This window comes from Pseudoclavibacter sp. CFCC 14310 (assembly GCF_008831165.1).
Lineage (GTDB): Bacteria > Actinomycetota > Actinomycetes > Actinomycetales > Microbacteriaceae > Pseudoclavibacter_A.
Map to the genome: position 1 here is coordinate 369,473 of NZ_WBKC01000004.1, position 19,632 is coordinate 389,104.

Genomic DNA, 19,632 nt, shown 5'->3' on the forward strand with positions numbered 1-19,632 from the left:
GCAGCATATCGTCTACATTACAGTGCGAAGATGAACGGAATCATGCGCGTTCTCGCACCTCAAGCCTCATATCGTTGACAGCAATCAACCCGCGCAGCCGGCACGCCACAGGCACTGTCCCACTCGCGATGCACCACACAGAGAGGTTCACTCATGACTGAGCTCGATGCAGCAACCGTCGTCGAAGAGGATGCACGCTACGTGCTGCACTCCTGGTCGGCGCAGAAGAAGATCCACCCCATTCCAGTGAAGACCGGGCATGGGGTCTACTTCAGCGATTACGACGGCAACGAATACCTCGACTTCGCGTCACAGCTGGTGAACCTGAATCTCGGCCACCAGCATCCCGATCTCATCCAGGCCATCATCGACCAGGCTCAGACCCTCGCGACCATCGCCCCGGGATTCGCCAACGACAAACGCAGCGAACTGGCTCGCCTCATCGTGCAGAACGGCCCGATCAACGACGGCAAGGTGTTCTTCACCAACGCCGGAGCAGACGCCAACGAGAACGCCGTTCGACTGGCCCGCGAGTTCACCGGCCGCAGCAAGGTGCTGGCCAGCTACCGCAGCTACCACGGGGCGACCGGCACAGCCATCGCGCTCACGGGCGAGGGCCGCCGCACGATGCAGCCTGTCGTTCCCGACCCCTCGGTCGTGCATTTCTGGGGCCCCTTCGCCTACCGCTCGGCGTTCTACGCCGAGACCCCGGAGCAGGAGACCGAGCGTGCACTCGCCCACCTCGAACAGACCATCCTCTCTGAGGGCCCCGACACCATCGCGGCCGTCATCCTCGAGACCGTCGTCGGCACCAACGGCGTGCTGGTGCCGCCGCCCGGTTATCTGCAGGGGGTGCGCGAGCTCGCGACCAAGTACGGCATCCAGTACATCGCCGACGAGGTCATGGTCGGGTTCGGCCGCACCGGCTACCTCTTCGCCGTGCAGGGCTTCGACGTGACACCGGATCTGCTCACCTTCGCCAAGGGCGTCAACTCGGGATACTCGCCCCTGGGCGGCGTGATCATGAACGGCGCCATCGCCGCGACGTTCGACGAGCGCAAGTACTCAGGCGGCCTCACCTACTCGGGGCACCCGCTCGGCGCGGCCATCGGCGTCAAGACCTTCGAAGTGTTCGAACGCGATCACCTGCTCGAGCATGTGCGCGAGCTCGAGAGCACCGTGCTGGTGCCGTGGCTCGAGCAGATGCAGGCGAAGCATCCCTCAATCGGCGAGTTCCGCGTCAAAGGCCTGTTCGCCGCGATCGAGCTCGTGAGTGACCGCACCACCCGCGAGGCGCTGCCCGCAATCGAGGCCGGCGGCGAGAACAACCCGCTGGTCGCCATCGAGAAGGCTGCGATCGCGAAGGGCCTGTGGCCGGTCGTGCACGGCAATCGCGTGCACATCGCGCCTCCCCTGATCATCACCGCCGACGAGCTGAAGAAGGGCCTCGACATCATCGACGAGACCCTGTCGATCGCCGACGAGGCCGCTCAGGCCTGATCAGCGGGCCGCACACCACTCACGTAATTCCGCATCCGTTCGAACACAGAGAAAGAGAATCCCCAACATGCCCCTCGTCAGAATCGACGTGAACAAGACCCGCGACGACGCCAGCGTGCGTGCCATCGCCGACAGCATCCACAGCGCCATCGTCGACGTCTACAAGATCCCGGTGCGTGACCGGTTCCAGATCATCACGAAGCACGAGCCGGGCGAGATCATCGCCGAAGATGCCGGGTTGGGCTTCGAGCGCAGCGACGGCGTCGTGATGATTCACGTGTTCACGCAGGGTGGCCGCACGCCGGAGGCGAAGCAGGCGCTCTACGCGAAGATCGCCGAGAACCTCGCGGCCGTCGGAGTGGCAGGCGAAGACATCTTTCTCGGCTACTTCGAGAACACGCCCAATGACTGGACCTTCGGGTTCGGGCGTGCCCAGTATGTGACGGGCGAGCTGGGGGTGCCGAAGCGCTGACGCGCAGCAATCTAGCAAAGCAGCTGCCGGCCTGCTGACGACACAGCCGGCTGAGATACAGCCAGCTCGCTGAAAGAGCCGTCGGCATCACCTCGATGCCTGACCGCCTTTCACGCGGCTGGCTGTATTTTTTTCGGCCAGGTGTGCCGAGAGTTCATCGCCTGCCGCAGCCAGTCGACGGGGCGGAATGCGGCCGAGGCGTGCCGCTTGTCACACCGCAGAAACACAACGGCAGTATGATCGTGCCGGTTCGCGAATCAGAATGTCTGCGTGCGGGCCGCGCACTCTCACACAGGAGCTTTCATGCCCGCCAAATCGCGGCCAGACGCGACCGACGCGCTCTTCCACCGCATCGTCTTCGCACTCTTCGCAGCCGGCTTCGCAACTTTCGCCCAGCTCTACAGCGTGCAGTCGGTGCTGCCAGAGATCTCAGCCGACTTCGGTGTCGATCCCTCCCAGGCCGCGCTCACGATCTCGATGGCCACCACGGGCATTGCGATAGGCGTGCTCCCGTGGGCATTTGCGGCAGACCGCTGGGGGCGAGTGCGTGTGATGAAGGTGTCGGCCGTGTCTGCCGCCGTCATCGGCCTCGTCACTCCGTTCCTGCACTCGCTGCCGCTCATTCTCGGCTCTCGCCTGATCGAAGGCCTTGCGCTTGCCGCCATCCCGGCGATCGCTGTCACATACATCGCCGACGAGCTGCCCGCACGCCGCGTCACCGCCGCGGCAGGCGCGTTCGTGTCTGGAAACAGCATCGGCGGCCTGCTCGGGCGTCTCATCGCCGGTCTCGTCTCAGAGCACTTCGGCTGGCAGCTGGGGCTGATGACCGTCGCGGTGCTCTGTGTGGTCGCCTGCTCGATCTTCGTGATAGCCGTGCCTGCCCCGCACGGCTATCTGCCCTCGCGGCTGCGCACAGAGGATGTCACTGCCGCCGCCGCTGCGCAGACGCGGCAGGAACGCACCGTCGCATCCCCTGTCCCATCGCTGTCGGCCTGGCAGCGGTTCACCATGGCGCTGACCACGCCTGCGCTCTGGGGCACCTACGCGCAGCCCTTCCTGCTCATGGGATCTTTTCTGTCGCTGTTCAGCTTTCTCGGCTACCACCTGCAGGCCGCGCCATATGGTCTGAGCACTGCCGTCACCAGCATGGTCTTCACGGTCTATCTCGTCGGCACGTTCACGGCGAGGTGGTCGGGGTCAGTCGCCGGACGCTTCGGGCATCGCCGCCTGCTCTACACCGGCATCGGCATGATGATCGGTGGCGCTGCGCTCACCCTGACCGCACCATTGGCCGTCATCGTGCTGGGCGTCGCCCTCTTCACCGCAGGATACTTCGTGACCAGCCCGGTCACGTCTGCCATGACCTCGTTGATCGCCGGCCCCTGCCGCTCGCAGGCGACCGCGATCTACCAGCTCGTCTTCTACGTCGGCAACAGCGTGTTCGGGTGGATGCTCGGGCGCGTCTTCGAGGAGTTCGACTGGGCGGGTGTGGCGCTTGGCATCATCACGATGTGTCTGGTGGCGGCCCTGATCGCGGCAACTCTGCTGCCGAAGCGGCCGGGTGCGGCTGCTTCGCGGAGCCCAGCGTCGAGCTGAGCTCTCACGAGCGAGCCGCACTGCGCGATTCGGCTCAGCCGTCGATGTCGCCGACGCCGACGACCTTGAGATTCACGAACTCCAGCAGCCCCAGGTCTGTGAGCTCACGCCCGTAGCCGGAGCGCTTGGTGCCGCCGAACGGCACATCGGGGCCTCCCAGCGCCGGGCGGTTGATCGCGACCATACCGGTGTCAAGGCGCTCAGCGACTGAGCGCCCACGAGCAGTGTCGGCGGTGAACACCGACCCACCCAGCCCATACGGGCTGGAATTGGCCAGCGCGACCGCCGCATCCTCATCGGCGACTCGGTACAACTGGGTCACCGGACCGAAGAACTCTTCGAGATAGGCCGGGTTGTCGGCGTCGATGCCGGTGAGAATCACCGGCTGCATGAACCACCCTGTGGAGGGCACACTGATCTCGACGGTCTCGGCATGGGCCCCGTTCGCGACAGCGCGTTCGACCTGTTCGATGAGGCCCTTTCGCGCGCCTTCAGAGCTGAGCGGCGCCAAGGTCGTCTCAGGTGCGGTCGGGTCGCCCGCCACAAGCTCACGCACCGCCTGGCGATAGGCCTCGACGAAACGCTCGTACACGGCGTCGACGACGATCATGCGTTTCGAAGCGACACAAACCTGACCGGCGTTGCGATGCCGGCCACGTGCCGCCCAGCGCGCAGCCTTCTCGACCTCTGCGTCTTCGAGCACGATCAGCGCATCCGCACCGCCGAGCTCCATCGTGCTCTTCTTCAGCGATTGGGCAGCCTGGCCCGCGATCACCGCTCCCGCGGCCTCTGATCCGGTAAGCGCGACACCACGAACACGGTCGTCTGCGATGATCCGTGCACTCTGCTCGTGAGTGACGAAGAGATTCGTGAACAGTCCCTCTGGGGCCCCGGCCCGCGTCATGAGCTTCTGCCAGGCGGCGGCGGCCCTCGGCACATTCGACGCGTGTTTCAGGATGACCACGTTGCCAGCCGCCAGCTGTGGGGCAAGCACCCGGACGATCTGATAGTACGGGAAGTTCCAGGGCTCGACGATGTAGATCACACCGGTCGCAGTGGGCACGACTTCGTAGCTTCCACCGACATATGAGCCGGACGGCCGCACCTGGGGCTGCAGATAGCCGGCGGCGTGTTCGGCGTACCAGCGCAGAATGCGTTCGCAGGAGTCGATCTCTGCAGAGGCCTCGGCAAGCAGCTTGCCCATGTCTGCAGTGAGGATGCGGGCGTACTCATCGCGCACGTCGTGCAGCTCGTCAGCAACGCGCGTCAGCAGCTCCGAGCGGTGTTCGTGAGAGGTCTGTCGCCATGTCTCGAAGGCGTCCTGCGCCTGCTGCAGTGCAGACTCGACTTCGGCATCGGATGCGAAGGGGAACTCCTGCTCGACCTGTTCGGTAAACGGATTGATCGATCGATATGCCATGATGCTCCAGTTCTGTTCGTTCTTGGGCCAGTGACCTGCTCACTGGCTCAGCTCTGAGTTGTGCGCCGCTGGAATTGTTCCGGCACGTCTCGCAGCGCTTGTGCGATGCGCCTCACCCCTGCGCTGATCTGGTCGTCGCTTTGAGTCAGACTCAGTCGAACATAGCGCGTGCCGACGCCGGGAATGTCGCCAAAGGCCAGTCCGGGCACGACGGCGACCTGGTGGTCGATGAGCGTCAACGCGAATTCGAACGAGTCGACGACCTCTTCGGGCAGACGGATCAGCCGGTAAAACGTGCCCGACGGCTGCCACGACTCGATTCCCTCCGCCTCAAGCAGGCGGCCTGCCAGCGCCTGACGACGCCGATAGAACTCTCGCATGCCGTCGACCCGCTCTTCGGCCAGGCCCAGGGCCGCACTCTGAGAGACCGACGACGGCGACCCCATCAGGCCCATCATCATCATCGGAAACCGTTCGCGCCATGTTTCGGGAACCAGCGCATACCCGATGCGATAGCCCGTCATCGAGAACTCCTTCGAGAACGAGTGCACGCTGATCACGCGATCTGGCGCCAAGGCGAAGGCGCTGATGGGCTGACCCGAGAACTGCATAGCCGCATAGACCTCGTCCGAGATGATCCAGGTGTCATAGCGACGGCACAGTTCTGCGATGCGCAGCACCGTATCTGCGTCGAGCACGCACCCTGCGGGATTCTGCGGCGAGTTGAGCAGCACTGCTCTCGTGCCGTTGGCGAACAGCTGCTCGATCTCATCGAGATCCGGCTGCCACCCTCGTTCCGGGTCAAGAGCATAGGTCTTCGTCGTGAAGCCGAGCAGCGGAGCCAGCGTGCGGTAGTTGGGATAGCCAGGTGTGGGAATGGCGATGGAGTCTCCCTCATCGGCCAACAGCGCCATAGCGGTGTTGAGAGCACCGGTTCCGCCTGCGCTGACGATGACCGCCTCTGGCGAGATCTCGCAGCCGAAGGTGCGCGAGTGCCGTGCCGCAAGCGCCTCGCGCAGGCGGGGCAGCCCGGCAGTCGGGGCGTAGAAGCTGCCGGCGGCGACGATGTCCGGCATGATCTCGGCGAGCAGTGGAGGCTCCGGGTAGTCCGGCTCGCCGATGTCCAGTCGAATGATGTCTGAGCCTCGGCGGTTGGCCTTCTCGGAGATCTGTCTGATGGCAGAGTACTGCAGCGAACGTGCGCGTCTGCTGAGGTGCACGATGGGTTCCTTTCTCGAGGGTCGGCGATGGCCGACGCTCTGCGTCCGACGATGCGTCAGGCGTTGTCTGGTCGCTTGGGGAGTCAGCGCTCGCTGTCTCGGATGAGTCTCTCGATGCGTTCGCCGACGATGCGGTATCCGGCCACACGTGACTGGGGCGACAGCCAGGCCATATGCGGTGTCACGAAGACGTTGTCCAAGTGCAGCAGCGGATCGTTTTCGTCCGGCGGCTCCGTGGGCAGCACGTCGAGCCAGGCCTGGCTCACGATGCCGCTGTGCAGACCGTCGAGAAGCGCAGTTTCGTCTACGACCCCCGAGCGTGCCGTGTTCACTATGCTGACGCCGGGCATCGCTCCGGCCAATGCAGCGCCGTCGATGAGCCCGCGAGTCTCGGCGGTCAGCGGCAGGTGTACCGAGACGATGTGTGATCGCCCCATCAGCGTGGCCAAGTCTGTCTGTTCGATCCCGAGGTTCAGGAATGCCGCAGGCAGTGGTGACCTGTTGCAGACGAGAACATGCATTCCGAGCGCCAGCGCATCCGTGGCGACGAGCCGCGCGATGTCTCCGAAGCCGACGAGACCGAGAACGGTCGATGAGATGCGACGCGGCTTCGTCTGGAGCGACCCCCAGCCACCGGATCGCACGATGTTCACGCCGTTGCCGATGTCGCGCGTCGACGCGAGCACACAGGCAAGCGTGTGGTCGGCGACTTCACGCATATTGAAGCCGTGCGGCGTGACCACCGGTATGCCTCTGCGTTCCAGAGCAGCGACATCGACATGGTCGGTGCCCACTGACGTCGTCGCGACGACACGCACAGCAGCCAGTCTGTCGATCTGCTCCTCACCGAGCCAAGTGCCCGGTGGCACGACCAGTGCGACGGTTGCAGGATCGGCCTCGGCGAAATCCCGCTTCGCCTGCACCTGCCAGTTCGCACCGAGCGTGGCTTGGAGTTCTCGCAGCTGATCGTCAAGACGTGCGTCGCTGATAACAGTGGCGATGTGCATCATCGGCCTCCTTTCGGGTGGCGCTCGTGGGCCGCAGCGCTGCTCTCTCGGTCACAGCTCAGATGGGTCAGACAGTGTCTTCGAGCCTGCAGTTGACCGCCAGCTCTGCGATCGAGGCTGTGTTCGGCAGCTCGATCACCGTCGCGATGAGCTCGGCGATCGTCTCAGGCGGGGTCATCTCGGATGGGTCGACTTTGGTGACGCCTGACGTCATGTCGGTGCGAACGAAACTCGGACACAGGGCGCAGACGCGCACGCCGTCGTCCCAAGCCTCTCTGCGAAGGGTGTGCGCAAGGCCCATGACGGCGAATTTGCTCTCGGTGTAGGCAATGTGGTCGTTCCGCACTCGCCGACCTGACATTGAGGCGGTCAGCAGGATGCGACCACTGCCGCTGCGGCGCAGATCAGGCAGAACCGTCTGAGCGAGCACTGTCGGTGCCAGTGTGTTGATGCGCCACACCTGTTCGAGAGCGGAGGCGTCGACCGTGTCGAACGGGTCGTCGCCGCTGATTCCGGCGCAGTGCACCAGAGCGTCGATACGACCGAAACGCGCTCTCGTGGCCGCACGCCAAGAGACGGGAGTCGCCAGGTCATCCGCGTCATAGTGGTCAGTCAGGATGCGGCGGTCGTCGAGATCGCGCAGATCAGGGGGAACGCGGTCCACGTCTCTCACGCCGAGTGAGAGCGCCCAGCCTCGTGCGGCCAGCAGGCGCGCTGCGGCCAGCCCGATGCCACGCGTCGCCCCGGTGACCATCGCCACCCGAGCCTCAGACCGGAGTCCGGCTGCGCCGTCAGCGGCAGGTGCGCTCATGGATCACAGCACTTTCGAGAGGAACGAACGCGTCCGGGCGTGCTCGGGCGCGTCGATGACCTGCTGAGGCTCCCCCACTTCGACGATGCGTCCCTCGTCCATGAAGACGACACGGTCGGCGACCTCACGCGCGAATGAGATCTCATGCGTGACCACCATCATCGTCATGCCCTCGCGCGCCAGGTTCTTCATGACCTTCAGCACCTCGCCGACCCGCTCGGGATCGAGCGCACTGGTCGGTTCGTCGAAGAGCATCGCCGTCGGGTGCATCGCCAGCGACCGCGCTATCGCGACGCGCTGCTGCTGGCCGCCGGACAGCTGAGCCGGGTAGTAGTCGCCGAAACCGCTGAGTCCGACGTCTTCGAGCAGAGCCTGCACCTCTTGCATGACCTCGCCCTTCGGCCGGCCTCGCACCATGAGCGGCGCCAGAGCGATGTTGTCTGCCGCAGTCAGGTTCGGAAAGAGGTTGAACCGCTGAAAGACCATGCCCATGTTCTCGCGCTGCGCAGCCAAGGCTGTGGGCGACAGCCGGGTGTAGACGTCGCCTCGTTTCGAGTAGCCCATCAGTTCGCCGTCGACGTTGATCTCGCCGGAGTCGATCTCTTCCAGACTGTTCACGCATCGCAGCATGGTCGACTTGCCAGAGCCGGAGGGCCCGATCACGCAGACCACCTCACCTTTGGCGACGCTGAGATCGATGTCGAACAGCACCTGCCGTTCGCCATACGACTTGTCGACGTGCGAGATCCTGATCTGCTCGGTCATTTTGCGTCCTCCTGATCTTTCAGATCAACGGTCTGAATCGGCACGGTCATGATCTGCTCAGTCCCTGCTGCCGGCGCTTTGCGTTTGAAGTTGCGGTTCGTCAGGCTGCGCCCGAAGTACCGCTCCAGATAGTGCTGCCCCACTGAGAGAACGGTCGTCAGCACGAGGTACCAGAGGCTGGCGACGATCAGCAGGGGGATGGTCTGGAAGTTCATCGAGTAGATCACCTGCGCCGAATGCAGCAGGTCGGCAGCACCGAGCACGCTGACCAGCGAAGTGTTCTTCAGCATGCCCACGACCTGGTTGCCGGTAGGCGGAATGATCGCGCGCATAGCCTGCGGCAGGATGACTTTGCGCAGCACCTGCACCGGTCGCAGACCGAGCGCCTCGGCTGCCTCTTTCTGACCGTTGTCGACGCTCAGCAGGCCGGCACGGACGATCTCTGCCATGTAGGCGGCCTCGTTGAGGCCGAGGCCGAGGATGGCAGCGGTCATCGGCGTGATGATCGCATTGATGTCGATCTGTGTGCTGCCGACCGACAGTGAGGGAAGCAGCGCAGAGAGGTTGTACCAGAACACCAGCTGGACCAGCAGAGGAGTGCCCCGAAAGAACCAGATGTATCCCGAGGCCAGCCATGAGAGCAGACCTGACTTCGACCTCACCATGACGGCGAGGATCACACCGAGCACCACGCCGATCAGCATCGAGACGAAGGTCAGCCAGATGGTCAGCCAGACGCCGCTCAGAATCGCGGGTGCGGTGAGGTACTGCCCCACCACCTGCCATCGGAACCGTTCGTTGGTCGCCAGAAAGACGATCAGCAGCACGACCAATGGCACAGCGATGATCCAGCCGATGACCAGGGTCTTCGGCCGGTAGGGTTTCCGGATGTCAGTCATAGGGGTCCTGTCTCGAGTATGTGGGATCTGGCAGAGAGGAGCAGGGCGTCGACGCCACCGCCGACGCCCTGCTCATGATCCCGCTACGGCTGCGTGGCGGTGTGCACGCCGACTTCGCTGACGGTCGAATCCTGCAGACCCCAGGCCGAGAAGCTCTCCTTGTACTCGGGAAGGGTGATCACATGCTTCATCGCCTCAGTGAGCGCCGGGGTGAGATCGCTGCCGCTCTTGGTCGCCAGCGTCACGGTGGTGTCACCGGACTTGTTCACCGGACCGACGATCTTCAGATCAGGCTGCTGCTGAATGCTGTACGTCATGTTCGGGGTATCCCCGACGACGCCGTCAAGACGCTTCGAGTTCAGCTGAACCAGAGCCTCGGGCATGCTCGGCAGGGTCACGACGTTGATCGCGGGCTTCCCGTTGTCCAGGCACTGCGTCTGATTGACCTTCGGCAGCGTGGTGTTCTGCTGGAATGATCCCTGCTGCACCCCGATCTGTTTGCCGCACATGTCTTCTTCACCATTGAGGTCGGAGCCCGACGACGGCGTCACCAGGACGCTTCCCCAGTGCCCGTAGTCGATCATGTCGAGAACCTTGACGCGATCTGCGCTGGTCGCCATGCTGGCCACGGCGAAGTCGAACCGGCTCGCTTCGAGAGCTGGGATGATGCCGTCGAACTGCACGTTCTCGATGTCGACGTTCATCCCGAGCGTCTTGCCCAAGAGCCGTGCCACGTCGGGGTTCAGCCCGATGATCGTGCTTCCGTCGGTGTCGAAGAACTTCGTCGGCGCAGACCCGACGTTCATCACGACTTTCAGCGTGCCTGCGTCTTTCACGCTGGCCGGCAGCAGATCGACAGCGGGCTGATAGGCCTCGACGCTGTCGAAGGTGTTGAGCCCCTGCTTGATATCGTCGCCGCCGCTGGTCGAAGCGGTGTTGCCGCTGCACGCGGTCAGCGCCACGGTCGAGGCGACAGCCAGCCCCGCCGTGAGCATGCTGCGCAGAAATCTGCGTGTCTTCAGTGTTTGCTTCATGTCGCACCCTTCAGGTCGTGCTGTGAACGTTGATCACGGTAAGAGCGGACCTTTACCTTGAGATTTCGCTTTGTGAACACTTCATTACTGATTCGGCCGTTCGCACGCGTCGAGGCCGCACGGGCCGACCGGGCATGAGCAGACTGAATACATCTATAAGCACGCCTGCTCGCCGGCTTTGCGCTGACGTGGGATTTGGGAGGACGGTGGATACGTCCACTGCCTTAGCGGCATTCCACATCGAGCGTTTCCAGGAGCACAGATGTCAGTAACAAAAGCCGATGTCGTCGTCGTCGGTCTCGGCACAGTAGGATCCATGGCGGCTTGGCGCCTCGCAGAGAGGGGTCGACAGGTGATCGGCCTCGAGCAGTTTCCTCTGATGCACCCCTTTGGCGGATTCACCGGCGAGTCGCGACTGTTTCGCACCGCCTACCATGAGGGCAGCATGTATGTACCCCTGCTGCTGCGCGCCCGGGAGCTCTGGGTCGAGCTCGAGCAGCTGTCGCACCGAGACCTGCTGCTGAAGGTCGGAACCCTTTCGGTCGGGCAGCAGGGTGCCGCCTCGATCAGCAACGTCATCGAGAGTGTGAGACGACACGACCTGCCGCATACGACGTTCGATGCCGAGCACCTCCGAGCGGCCTACCCGCAGATGCGCGTGCACGACGACGAGATAGGAGTGCTGGACTACCTGGGCGGCGGCCTGCGCCCAGAGGCGGCTGTGTTCAGCGCACTCGAGCAGGCCCGGTCTCTCGGGGCTCAACTGTGCGGCAATACTCCAGTTCGCTCGATAGAGGAGCGCGGCGACGGCGTGCTCGTGCAGACCGATGACGACACCTATCTGGCCGAACAGGTCATCGTCGCGGGCGGTGCCTGGGGGCAGAAGCTCGACCCTCGGCTGACCGATCTGGTCAAGATCTATCCGCTCATCCTGACCTGGTTCATGCCGCAGCGCATCCAGGACTTCGCCCCCGGCGCCTTTCCCACGTTCATTCGCGACCGCGACGGTGTGCATTTCTTCGGTGCACCTGCGCTCGAGGGCTACAGCGTCAAAGTCAGCCCGGATCGCAGCCTGCCTCCTGTCGAGTCGGTCACGAGCATGCCTCGCACCCTCGATTCCGCGGTGTTGGAGAAACTGGGTCGTGAGGCGGCTGCGTTCTTTCCGTCGCTGCACCCGGAACCGGTCCATTACAGCGTGCACCCCGACGCGTTCACCGAGACGAAAGTGCCCATCATCGATCGATCCGACTCAGGTCGTGTGGTCACGTTCGCCGGTCTCAGCGGGCACGGCTTCAAGTTCGCCCCGGTCTACGGCGAGCTGGCCGCCCAACTCACCGAGGACGACGCCCCGGCGCTCTACGACGAACGGTTCAGCGTCGCCGGGCACTGAGAACTTCGGATGCGACCGCAGCGAGTCGTTGTGCGATCTGCGTCGTGCCCGTGCTGGATGAGTCGTATCTGATCGCGATCGGGCTGACGGCTTCCGGGCCCGCCATGCGAACGTACGCGATGTCGGGGCTGCGCAGTCTGGCCATGCTCTCTGGCACGATTCCCACACCGACTCGGCAGGCCACCAGTCCGAGAAGCTCGCCTTCGTCTTCATAGTGCCTGACGAACGGCTGATGCCGCCCGCTCTTCGAGAGCGCACGGATGATGGTGTCGTAGGCGACCGGTGCGACCTCGCGCGGGAAGAGCAGCAGCCGGTCGTTGGCGACATCGGACACATGGACCGCGCTGGCCGTCGCCATCGGATGATCAGCGTGACAGGCCAGAAGCAGTCGCTCCGAGCCGACCGGGATGAGACCTGGCCCGGCGGTCTCCCACACGCGCTGAAAGCCGATGTCCAGCTCCCCGTGGGCAAACGCCCGTGACTGCCGCGACTCGCCCATGCGCCTGATCAGCGGCAGTATTCCATCGACCTGGCTGAGCACCTGGGGCAGAAAGCCGAGCAGCAGCGTCATGGCCACCCCGATGCGCACCGGGATGAGCCGCTCGGACGGGTCAGTGGCCGTGGTCATCGCCTGCACGGTCTCCTGCAGGTTCGACTCGGTCTGCAGCAGCCGTCGCACGGCCACAAGAACGGTCTCGCCAGCCGGAGTGAGGATGACCATCCTGGACGAACGCCGCAGCAGGGCGAAGCCGACCTTGGTCTCAAGTCGCGTGATGGTCTGACTGAGCGCAGACTGCGAGACGCCGAGCGATGCGGCGGCCTTCGTGAAGCTCAGACTCTCAGCGAGCACTGAGAAGGCATGTGCCTCTCGAATCTCGATGTGCATGACTGACTACTCTACCGGCCGTGTGAGTCGCGGCACAGTGGCAGCCCGATCGCCGTTCGCAGGGTCAGTTCACTCCTCGACCACCGGGATCCACGGGTGAATCAGGTGCTCGGGCAGCAGAGCGGCCTCAAGCTGCTCATCGCTCATGAGTCCTTCTTCTCGCACGATGTCGGGGATGCTGCGCTTCTGTTCCAGCGCTTCCTGCGCAACGCGCGTGGCCGTCTGGTAGCCGAGCACGGGCGACAGAGCGGTGACGATCGACACCGAGTTCCACACCTGCTCGCGAAGATGCTCGGTGTTGGCCGTGATGCCGACGATGCAGCGATCGGTCAGTGTGCGCAGAGCGCGTTCGAGATGACGAATCTCTTCGAAGAGCGAGTGCGCGATGATCGGCTCGAAGGCATTCAGCTGCAGCTGCCCACCTTCGGCCGCGAGCGAGATGGTCACGTCGTGGCCGATGATCTCGTACGCGACCTGGTTGACCACCTCGGGAATCACCGGGTTCACTTTGCCGGGCATGATCGACGAGCCAGCCTGCACCGGAGGCAGGTTGATCTCGCCCAGGCCCGAACGCGGGCCGCTCGACAGCAGCCGCAGATCGTTGCAGACCTTCGAGATCTTGACCGCGATGCGTTTGAGCACGCCTGAGAGCTGCACGAAACCGCCGACGTCCTGTGTCGCCTCGACGAGGTTGCCGGCACCCAAGAGACCGAGCCCGGTCAGTCGGTTCAGCTCGACGATCATCGCCGGCGCGTACTCAGGTGGAGTGTTGATGCCGGTGCCGATGGCAGTGCCGCCGATGTTCAGCTCTTTGAGCAGCGCACGTGCGGCCGCCAGCACCTTGATGTCAGCGCGGATCATCTCTGCATAGGTGCCGAACTCCTGGCCGAGCGTCATCGGCACGGCATCCTGCAGCTGGGTGCGACCGAGCTTGAGCACATGCGCGAACTCGCTCTCTTTGACCGCGAAGGCATCGGCTGTATAGGCCAACGCCTCGCTGAGCTCGTCGAGCATCAGCAGCAGGGCGATCTTGATGGCACTGGGGTAGACGTCGTTGGTCGACTGGCAGCAGTTGACGTCATTGTGCGGGTCGATCAGATCGTAGCGTCCCTTTGCGGCGCCGATCTCTTCGAGGGCGGCATTGGCCACGACCTCATTGGCATTCATGTTGGTCGACGTGCCAGCGCCGCCCTGGATCATGCCGACGGCGAACTCATCGTGCAGCGCTCCCGAGCGGATGCGCTCACAGGCGTCAACGATCGCTTTCGAGGTGTCGGGTTTGATGAGCCCCAGACGGGCGTTCACCGAGGCCGCAGCCTCTTTCAGCACGGCCAGAGCATTGACGAATTCCGGATAGTTGCCGACTGATTTGTGCGTGATCGGAAAGTTGTGGAGCGCACGTTCCGTGTTGATGCCGTAATAGTGCGAATTGTCGATGTCCAGCGAGCCCAGCAGATCGGTCTCCTGGCGTATGTCCGCGGTGGGCGGGGTGACGGTCTGGGCATCCATGATCTTGCTCATGCGCGGTGTTTTCTCCTTGTGGGAACTGAAGCGGTCGCATGACCTGCGCAGCCGGCCCTCGTCTGCCTGCTGCATGTCGAACAGTCTAGAAGAGCGGCTGTGTCGTCTGTATTAACAGAGACCGGCCGGCACGGCCAGCGGTGGTCCGCCACGGCGCTTGCTCGCGCAGGCCCGCCCACAGCCCTGCGCCGCCATCATGCTGACACCGCAGGCGTCAGCAGTCTCGACACGTCAGCCGACGAGACTACGGCGGAGTTCGGTGAGAGGCGGCCTTGAGCGGTCAGCGCTGCGAGTCACCCATCTTGCCCTCAGAGGTGCCGTCTCCGGTGCCCTCGCCGGTGTCCTCCTCTGCGGCTGCGTCTGCGGCCTGCTCTTCCTGAATGCGATCGTTGAGCTTCTTGACCCGCTCAGTCTGTGCCTCGATGCGAGCGGCCTCCTGGCGAATCGCTTCGTCGATCTCGCGTTGCCGCCGCTCGCGCTCAATCTCCTGCTTCTCGCTCTGATCGGGTTTCACCGTCAGCGCCAGAGTCGCGAACACGACAAGCACCACGATGAACGCGACGCCGAAAGCGGTCGCAGTGAGAGTGACCGAACGGGTGCCGATCATGACGACCACCGCGGCGAAGACGCTGAAGACTCCCGCGAGGCTCACGATCTCGTACGGCTTCGCGCGAGCCTGCATCGGCGGGCGCTTCTGCTCCTGTGCTCTGCGGTTTGCGTCTTCGGGTTCTTTTCTCGACGCCGATTCGTGCTGCTCAGTCATGCGTTGCGCTGCTCCGTTTCAGATTCTTCGCCGTCGGCAGCAGCCCTGCGGCCGACGCCGCGCAGTCCGACGCCTGCCAGGATGAGCTGCACGCCGACCAGGGCAGCGTAGAAACCCAGCAGACCGGCCGCCCAAGTGGTGCCTGCCCCGCCGAAGAACTCCGCAACGGCGAAGAGCACCGTGAGCGCTCCGGCGATGATGTGGTCGGCCCGCATGTCCGACCCGGCCGACAGACGCAGCCCGAGAAAGAGCTCGACCAGCCCGGCCACGATCGCCCAGACGGCAATCAGCGTCGAGATCGGCTGGTCGGTCATACCCTGCCAGAACGTGCTCAGCACGCCGGCCAGCACCGTGACGCCTGCGAGCACGCCGACGTAGAAACGAGACATCGTCTCGGTGAGGCCTGCGGCGGCGAAACCGACCAGCGAGATGCCGACGCCGACGGCCCAGATCGCGAAGAGCACTGCGGTGAACTGATCGGTGTGGTTCAGGCTCAGAGTGATGATCACGCCCACGGCAGCGCTGACGACGCCGCGAGCGAGCACCCACCACCAGGCTTTGGGCGTCACAGTCGTGATGAGCGCTCGTTCGCTCACAGAGATCTCATTCATATCGACTTGAGTCTAGTCGAGCTGCCTTTCGACCAGCGCCATCGTCTCACCTGCCGCGAGCGAGCCGACGCACGTTCCTGCGACGACCGACCATGGCGGTGAAGAGCCCGGCCAGCGTGACTCCTGCCGCGGCAGCAGCAGCGGCACGCCAAGCCGCCAGGTCAGATCCGGTCTGCGCAAGCTGCTGCGGCTGGTCGCCTGCCGTGCCAGACGAGCTCGGCACACCCTGCTGGTCTTCCGCACCCGCTGATGGCACGGGATTCTGCTGCACGGCAGGTGCCGTCGGGCCAGCCGGAGACGACTTCGGGTTCGCAGGGTCGGAGTCTGTTGGCGTCGTGGGAGACACGGGCGATGCCTCTCCGGGCAGCGGGTGACCTTGCGGCAGCGTGACGTAGGCGGTGCCGTTCGAGCCCTTCAGCCAGACCCGTTCGAAGTTCGCACGGGGATAGATTCGCCGTACATCCGCGTTGGTCGGCGAGTACGGATCGTTCACGATGACATCGCCCGCAGCGGTGAATCCGACGATGACGAGCAGGTGTCCGTTCGTCGAGTACCCTGCCTGGGGCAGTTCGGCCTGCGTGAACGCCACCGATGCGACGAGAGGAATGCCTGCGGCGATGTACGTCTCGGCTTCGGCCAGGTTCGGCATCCTGGTCACGAAGCTCTTCAGACCGAATGACGCGGAGTATGCCGTATTGAAGGGCCAGTTCCCCGCCCCTTCGTATGCGAAGTCATAGGTGTGCATCGCCGCCCAGTCGACCTGCGGGTCGCCGTTCGGCGCTGTGACGCTCTGCAGATCTGCCGACGTCGGCCCCTTCTTCCAGTACCCGAGCACCATGCTCGACGAGGTCGGTGAGCACCAGGCCTCGCCGCCGTTGTCGAACTCCGGGTACTCTCCGCGATGGATCTCCTGTGACAGCTGCGGCACGTCGAGCACGGTGTCTTCTGTCATGCTCGACGTGCTGGTCGTCGTGGTTCCCGTGGCAGGACGAGAGGCGACGACGCTGACCAGTGAGACCGACACATCGGCGAGCGCCCCGACCGGCCGCAGCAGGGTCACCCGCGCCTGGTCGCTCACGATCGGTCTGCCGTCGGCGGCTGAGAACGTGTCGGTGTAGACGTCTCCATCGGCGTTCGACTGCCCGTCGACCGAGGTGCGGTGGATGTCGCCGGCAGCGAAGTCCATGCCGCTGGCCCAACGCCCCATCACGAACCAGTCGGTCCATGTTCCGTCGGCATGCCGGCCGCGCATCTCGCTCTGCACCCAGGTGCCGGTCGGAGTCGTCGCGTTCCACGAGACGATGGCGTCTGAGGCCTCGAAGCCGATGTCGTGCACAGGTGACGTCCATGTGCCGGTCTCATACTCGACAGCGGCACGATGATCTGCGAAGGGGTCGGCATACGACGTACGCCCCTCGGGCATCGACGTCAGACTCAGCGTCTCGTCTCGGTCGATCTCGACTCCCGTCCTCTCTCCGAGGCTGAAGTCTGCTGCCGAGTCCCAGGCCTGAAAGTCGGCCGTCCTGGGTTGGGCCTCACTCTGCGGCAGCTCAGCGGCTGTCGCGGTGGGCACCCCGATCATGAGCACGGCCCCGATCGCGGTCAGGGCGGAAAGCGCCGCACGAAGCGTCTTTCTGTTCACGAATCTCTTCCTTCCACGCATGCTGTGGGATGACGGCAGTCTTGCCTCGGCTCAGGACCTAGCGGTGCAGCCTCACGTCATCCCGCTTGATGAAGGCGAGTCTGTGCCCGAGATACACCAAGAGGTATTGGGTGCGCCCCACGATGTCGACATGATCGCCGGGGGTGTCAGGATCGAAGGTCTGCGCGCGGTAGTAGTCGGTCGCCGGTCGGTCGTCGACGACCACATAGCGCTGCCCTCGCCCGAGCCGGTAGACGAGAGGCGGGGCCTCGACCACATCCGCCGCATTCGTGAAGGCCGGGGCCTCTGGGTAGGCGGCACCGAAGACCGCCGTGTCGTCATGCCGGATCTCAGCGACCGTCGGCCGCGACACGACCCGCACGACGGGCCGCTGGGCCGAGTTGCGCAGCCAGCCGCGAGCACCGAGGTACCAGACTGCGATCCAGTCGTCGCGTACGTCGGCGACGACGTAGTCCGTGCCCGCCGAGGCACGAGCGCCGACATCGGCGACGTCGGTGGTGGGGGTGTCATTCGGATGCTGTCCGACGTCGACGAGCAGCGGCGCGTTGTCGTCGGGCGCGGTGCGCAGCGGCACGAAGTTGCACGAGGTCGGCGAACCGTCGAGGGTGCCCTGCGCAGAGCTGCCGGTGATCACCTGCAGGTTCTCGGCGAATCCGGGCAGGATCCGAACGGTGCTGCCCGGGCGCAGACGACGTCCTGCCGGCGTCGTCCCTCGGTCGAGAGGCCTGCCCAGCAGGCTGAAGTAGCGCTCCCAGTCCCAGAACGGTCCCGGATCCCAGTGCATGCCACGAATGCCCTCAGTCTTGAGAGCGGGCACCTGGTCGTGTCCGAGGATGTGGCCGCGGTCGACCGGGATGCGGTACTTCTCGCACAGATACGCGACCAGACGAGCCGACCTGCGGTACATGGCGTCGGTGTACCACTCGGTGCCGCTGATCGCGTACCCCTCGTGCTCGACGCCGACGGCGTGCGTGTTGACGTACCAATTGCCAGCGTGCCAGCCGATGTCTTTGGTGCGCAGGTGCTGGGCGATCTTTCCGTCTGAGGAGCGAACGGTGTAGTTCCACGCCAAGTAGTTCGGATCCTGTACGAGGTTCATCGCCTGATCGTATGAGCACTCGGTGTCGTGGATGACGACCATGTCGAGCGAGGGGCTGCGCGGCCGGTCGCCGAGGTCATGGTTGCCGTAGTCTCCGACGCCGGCGCCCGTCTGTAGATATGGCGCCTCGACCCACTCCACGCCGAGGTCGCGCGGCGCGTCGACGGGCGATGACGACGGCACTGCGTGATGCCACCGGTCGCGGCGTCGGCGCAGCGCCCTGTCGCTCCCGGTTCGGTCGACTGACCGACCCGGCTGGCGCACGACGTCACGGCCGACCTTCAGCGTCGTGCCCTGCTTCAGACGCTCGCGAAGACCGTCAGCGAACGAAGTCTGAGCGTCGAGAGACGGGCGGCCGCTCACCAGCGTCGCCGCCGCGATCCAGTCGGCAGGGTCGGTGTCCTGCCCCAGGCTTCCACCGGACTGTCGCTGAGCGTCGGCGAGCAGCGCTGCAGCCGCCTGGAGATTGGCCGCCGGATCGCTCACGACCTCTTGTGCAGGTCGGCCGGAGAGCCGAACGGCTTCACCCAGCTGGTCGACAGGAGCCGGCGCGCTGCCGCCGTACGCTGCGTCTCTCGCCTGACGCGCAGAGGATCCGTCGACCAGGGTCGTCGGAAGGCCCGATTGGGAGTTCGAGCCATCGTGGTTGAGCACGCAGAAGGCTGCGATGACGGATATCGGCACCTGATGGTCTGCGGCCGCCGCTTCGAGGCCGGCGGAGACCTCTGCGGCGACGGCGGCCGGTGGCCGCGAGGCGTTCAGTGTGCTCACGGCAGCAGCCGAACTCAGAGCAAGAAGAAAGTGACGTCGAGAGATGGGCATGTGGGACTCTTTCACGAAGGCGCGACACTACGCACATGTGACTGAGCTGACAGTGACCTTTGGACAGGCTGTCAGCTCTGGGGGACAAGAGTCACTCTAGGAGCGTGGACCGTAGAGGCACCGTGCATTCACTACTTCGCAACAATCGTTTAC

General features: G+C 64.5%; 17 protein-coding genes. 4 read left to right on the forward strand and 13 right to left on the reverse strand.

What is annotated here, in order from left to right; all coding sequences use genetic code 11:
• Window positions 1–153 precede the first annotated feature (153 nt).
• From F8O06_RS11200 to F8O06_RS11210, 3 genes are all read left to right on the forward strand, one after another.
• On the forward strand, window positions 154–1,500 hold the full coding sequence (locus tag F8O06_RS11200) for an aminotransferase class III-fold pyridoxal phosphate-dependent enzyme (protein WP_158038630.1): 1,347 nt from the start codon (window positions 154–156) through the stop codon (window positions 1,498–1,500).
• Window positions 1,501–1,567: 67 nt separating this feature from the next.
• On the forward strand, window positions 1,568–1,972 hold the full coding sequence (locus F8O06_RS11205) for a tautomerase family protein (RefSeq protein WP_158030558.1): 405 nt from the start codon (window positions 1,568–1,570) through the stop codon (window positions 1,970–1,972).
• Window positions 1,973–2,275: 303 nt separating this feature from the next.
• Window positions 2,276–3,568 (forward strand): MFS transporter, encoded by a 1,293-nt coding sequence (locus F8O06_RS11210; RefSeq protein WP_158038631.1) that lies wholly within the window; start codon window positions 2,276–2,278, stop codon window positions 3,566–3,568.
• A 34-nt stretch (window positions 3,569–3,602) separates the two neighbouring features.
• On the opposite strand, the gene F8O06_RS11215 is transcribed toward F8O06_RS11210, so the two are convergent.
• The 7 genes from F8O06_RS11215 to F8O06_RS11245 form a co-directional block, all read right to left on the reverse strand.
• Window positions 3,603–4,988, reverse strand: coding sequence for an NAD-dependent succinate-semialdehyde dehydrogenase (locus F8O06_RS11215; protein ID WP_158038632.1), 1,386 nt, complete (start codon window positions 4,986–4,988; stop codon window positions 3,603–3,605).
• Window positions 4,989–5,035: 47 nt separating this feature from the next.
• Entirely contained in the window at window positions 5,036–6,208 is a 1,173-nt protein-coding gene (locus tag F8O06_RS11220; protein WP_192496937.1) for a pyridoxal phosphate-dependent aminotransferase, read from the reverse strand.
• 83 nt (window positions 6,209–6,291) lie between these two features.
• Complete coding sequence (locus F8O06_RS11225; protein WP_158038634.1) at window positions 6,292–7,218, reverse strand: NAD(P)-dependent oxidoreductase; 927 nt, start codon at window positions 7,216–7,218, stop codon at window positions 6,292–6,294.
• Window positions 7,219–7,282: 64 nt separating this feature from the next.
• Window positions 7,283–8,026 (reverse strand): SDR family NAD(P)-dependent oxidoreductase, encoded by a 744-nt coding sequence (locus F8O06_RS11230; RefSeq protein WP_158038635.1) that lies wholly within the window; start codon window positions 8,024–8,026, stop codon window positions 7,283–7,285.
• A gap of 3 nt (window positions 8,027–8,029) precedes the next feature.
• On the reverse strand, window positions 8,030–8,791 hold the full coding sequence (locus tag F8O06_RS11235; protein WP_158038636.1) for an amino acid ABC transporter ATP-binding protein: 762 nt from the start codon (window positions 8,789–8,791) through the stop codon (window positions 8,030–8,032).
• The gene (locus F8O06_RS11240) at window positions 8,788–9,690 is read right to left on the reverse strand and encodes an amino acid ABC transporter permease (RefSeq protein WP_158038637.1); all 903 of its coding nucleotides are present in this window, start codon (window positions 9,688–9,690) and stop codon (window positions 8,788–8,790) included. Before F8O06_RS11240 ends, F8O06_RS11235 begins: the two co-directional genes overlap by 4 nt.
• Window positions 9,691–9,773: 83 nt before the next feature.
• Window positions 9,774–10,724 carry a transporter substrate-binding domain-containing protein gene (locus tag F8O06_RS11245; protein ID WP_158038638.1) on the reverse strand — a complete coding sequence of 317 codons (951 nt, stop codon included), beginning with the start codon at window positions 10,722–10,724 and terminating at the stop codon, window positions 9,774–9,776.
• Window positions 10,725–10,986: 262 nt separating this feature from the next.
• Between F8O06_RS11245 and solA the strand changes: the two genes are divergently transcribed.
• Window positions 10,987–12,114 carry an N-methyl-L-tryptophan oxidase gene (gene solA, locus F8O06_RS11250; protein WP_158038639.1) on the forward strand — a complete coding sequence of 376 codons (1,128 nt, stop codon included), beginning with the start codon at window positions 10,987–10,989 and terminating at the stop codon, window positions 12,112–12,114.
• On the opposite strand, the gene F8O06_RS11255 is transcribed toward solA, so the two are convergent.
• The 6 genes from F8O06_RS11255 to F8O06_RS11280 all read right to left on the reverse strand — a co-directional run bounded on the left by F8O06_RS11255 (window position 12,095) and on the right by F8O06_RS11280 (window position 19,428).
• Window positions 12,095–13,000 (reverse strand): LysR family transcriptional regulator, encoded by a 906-nt coding sequence (locus F8O06_RS11255; protein WP_158038640.1) that lies wholly within the window; start codon window positions 12,998–13,000, stop codon window positions 12,095–12,097. The genes solA and F8O06_RS11255 overlap by 20 nt on opposite strands.
• A gap of 69 nt (window positions 13,001–13,069) precedes the next feature.
• Window positions 13,070–14,521: an aspartate ammonia-lyase gene (locus F8O06_RS11260; protein WP_158038641.1), complete on the reverse strand. Its 1,452-nt coding sequence runs from the start codon at window positions 14,519–14,521 to the stop codon at window positions 13,070–13,072.
• Window positions 14,522–14,801: 280 nt separating this feature from the next.
• Entirely contained in the window at window positions 14,802–15,284 is a 483-nt protein-coding gene (locus F8O06_RS11265; RefSeq protein ID WP_158038642.1) for a hypothetical protein, read from the reverse strand.
• Entirely contained in the window at window positions 15,281–15,895 is a 615-nt protein-coding gene (locus tag F8O06_RS11270; protein WP_158038643.1) for an HdeD family acid-resistance protein, read from the reverse strand. Before F8O06_RS11270 ends, F8O06_RS11265 begins: the two co-directional genes overlap by 4 nt.
• Window positions 15,896–15,941: 46 nt before the next feature.
• Window positions 15,942–17,537, reverse strand: coding sequence for a peptidase C39 family protein (locus F8O06_RS11275; protein WP_192496938.1), 1,596 nt, complete (start codon window positions 17,535–17,537; stop codon window positions 15,942–15,944).
• Window positions 17,538–17,595: 58 nt separating this feature from the next.
• Window positions 17,596–19,428, reverse strand: coding sequence for an N-acetylmuramoyl-L-alanine amidase (locus F8O06_RS11280; protein ID WP_192496939.1), 1,833 nt, complete (start codon window positions 19,426–19,428; stop codon window positions 17,596–17,598).
• Window positions 19,429–19,632: the final 204 nt, after the last annotated feature.

What these genes read in the sequence shown, in the direction of transcription:
- F8O06_RS11270 (WP_158038643.1), bottom strand. Translation starts at nt 15,895, where the DNA reads ATGAATGAGATCTCTGTGAGCGAACGAGCGCTCATCACGACTGTGACG.
- F8O06_RS11230 (WP_158038635.1), bottom strand. Translation starts at nt 8,026, where the DNA reads ATGAGCGCACCTGCCGCTGACGGCGCAGCCGGACTCCGGTCTGAGGCT.
- F8O06_RS11245 (WP_158038638.1), bottom strand. Translation starts at nt 10,724, where the DNA reads ATGAAGCAAACACTGAAGACACGCAGATTTCTGCGCAGCATGCTCACG.
- F8O06_RS11215 (WP_158038632.1), bottom strand. Translation starts at nt 4,988, where the DNA reads ATGGCATATCGATCGATCAATCCGTTTACCGAACAGGTCGAGCAGGAG.
- F8O06_RS11205 (WP_158030558.1), top strand. Translation starts at nt 1,568, where the DNA reads ATGCCCCTCGTCAGAATCGACGTGAACAAGACCCGCGACGACGCCAGC.
- F8O06_RS11265 (WP_158038642.1), bottom strand. Translation starts at nt 15,284, where the DNA reads ATGACTGAGCAGCACGAATCGGCGTCGAGAAAAGAACCCGAAGACGCA.
- F8O06_RS11260 (WP_158038641.1), bottom strand. Translation starts at nt 14,521, where the DNA reads ATGAGCAAGATCATGGATGCCCAGACCGTCACCCCGCCCACCGCGGAC.
- F8O06_RS11255 (WP_158038640.1), bottom strand. Translation starts at nt 13,000, where the DNA reads ATGCACATCGAGATTCGAGAGGCACATGCCTTCTCAGTGCTCGCTGAG.
- F8O06_RS11225 (WP_158038634.1), bottom strand. Translation starts at nt 7,218, where the DNA reads ATGATGCACATCGCCACTGTTATCAGCGACGCACGTCTTGACGATCAG.
- F8O06_RS11200 (WP_158038630.1), top strand. Translation starts at nt 154, where the DNA reads ATGACTGAGCTCGATGCAGCAACCGTCGTCGAAGAGGATGCACGCTAC.
- solA (WP_158038639.1), top strand. Translation starts at nt 10,987, where the DNA reads ATGTCAGTAACAAAAGCCGATGTCGTCGTCGTCGGTCTCGGCACAGTA.
- F8O06_RS11210 (WP_158038631.1), top strand. Translation starts at nt 2,276, where the DNA reads ATGCCCGCCAAATCGCGGCCAGACGCGACCGACGCGCTCTTCCACCGC.
- F8O06_RS11235 (WP_158038636.1), bottom strand. Translation starts at nt 8,791, where the DNA reads ATGACCGAGCAGATCAGGATCTCGCACGTCGACAAGTCGTATGGCGAA.
- F8O06_RS11240 (WP_158038637.1), bottom strand. Translation starts at nt 9,690, where the DNA reads ATGACTGACATCCGGAAACCCTACCGGCCGAAGACCCTGGTCATCGGC.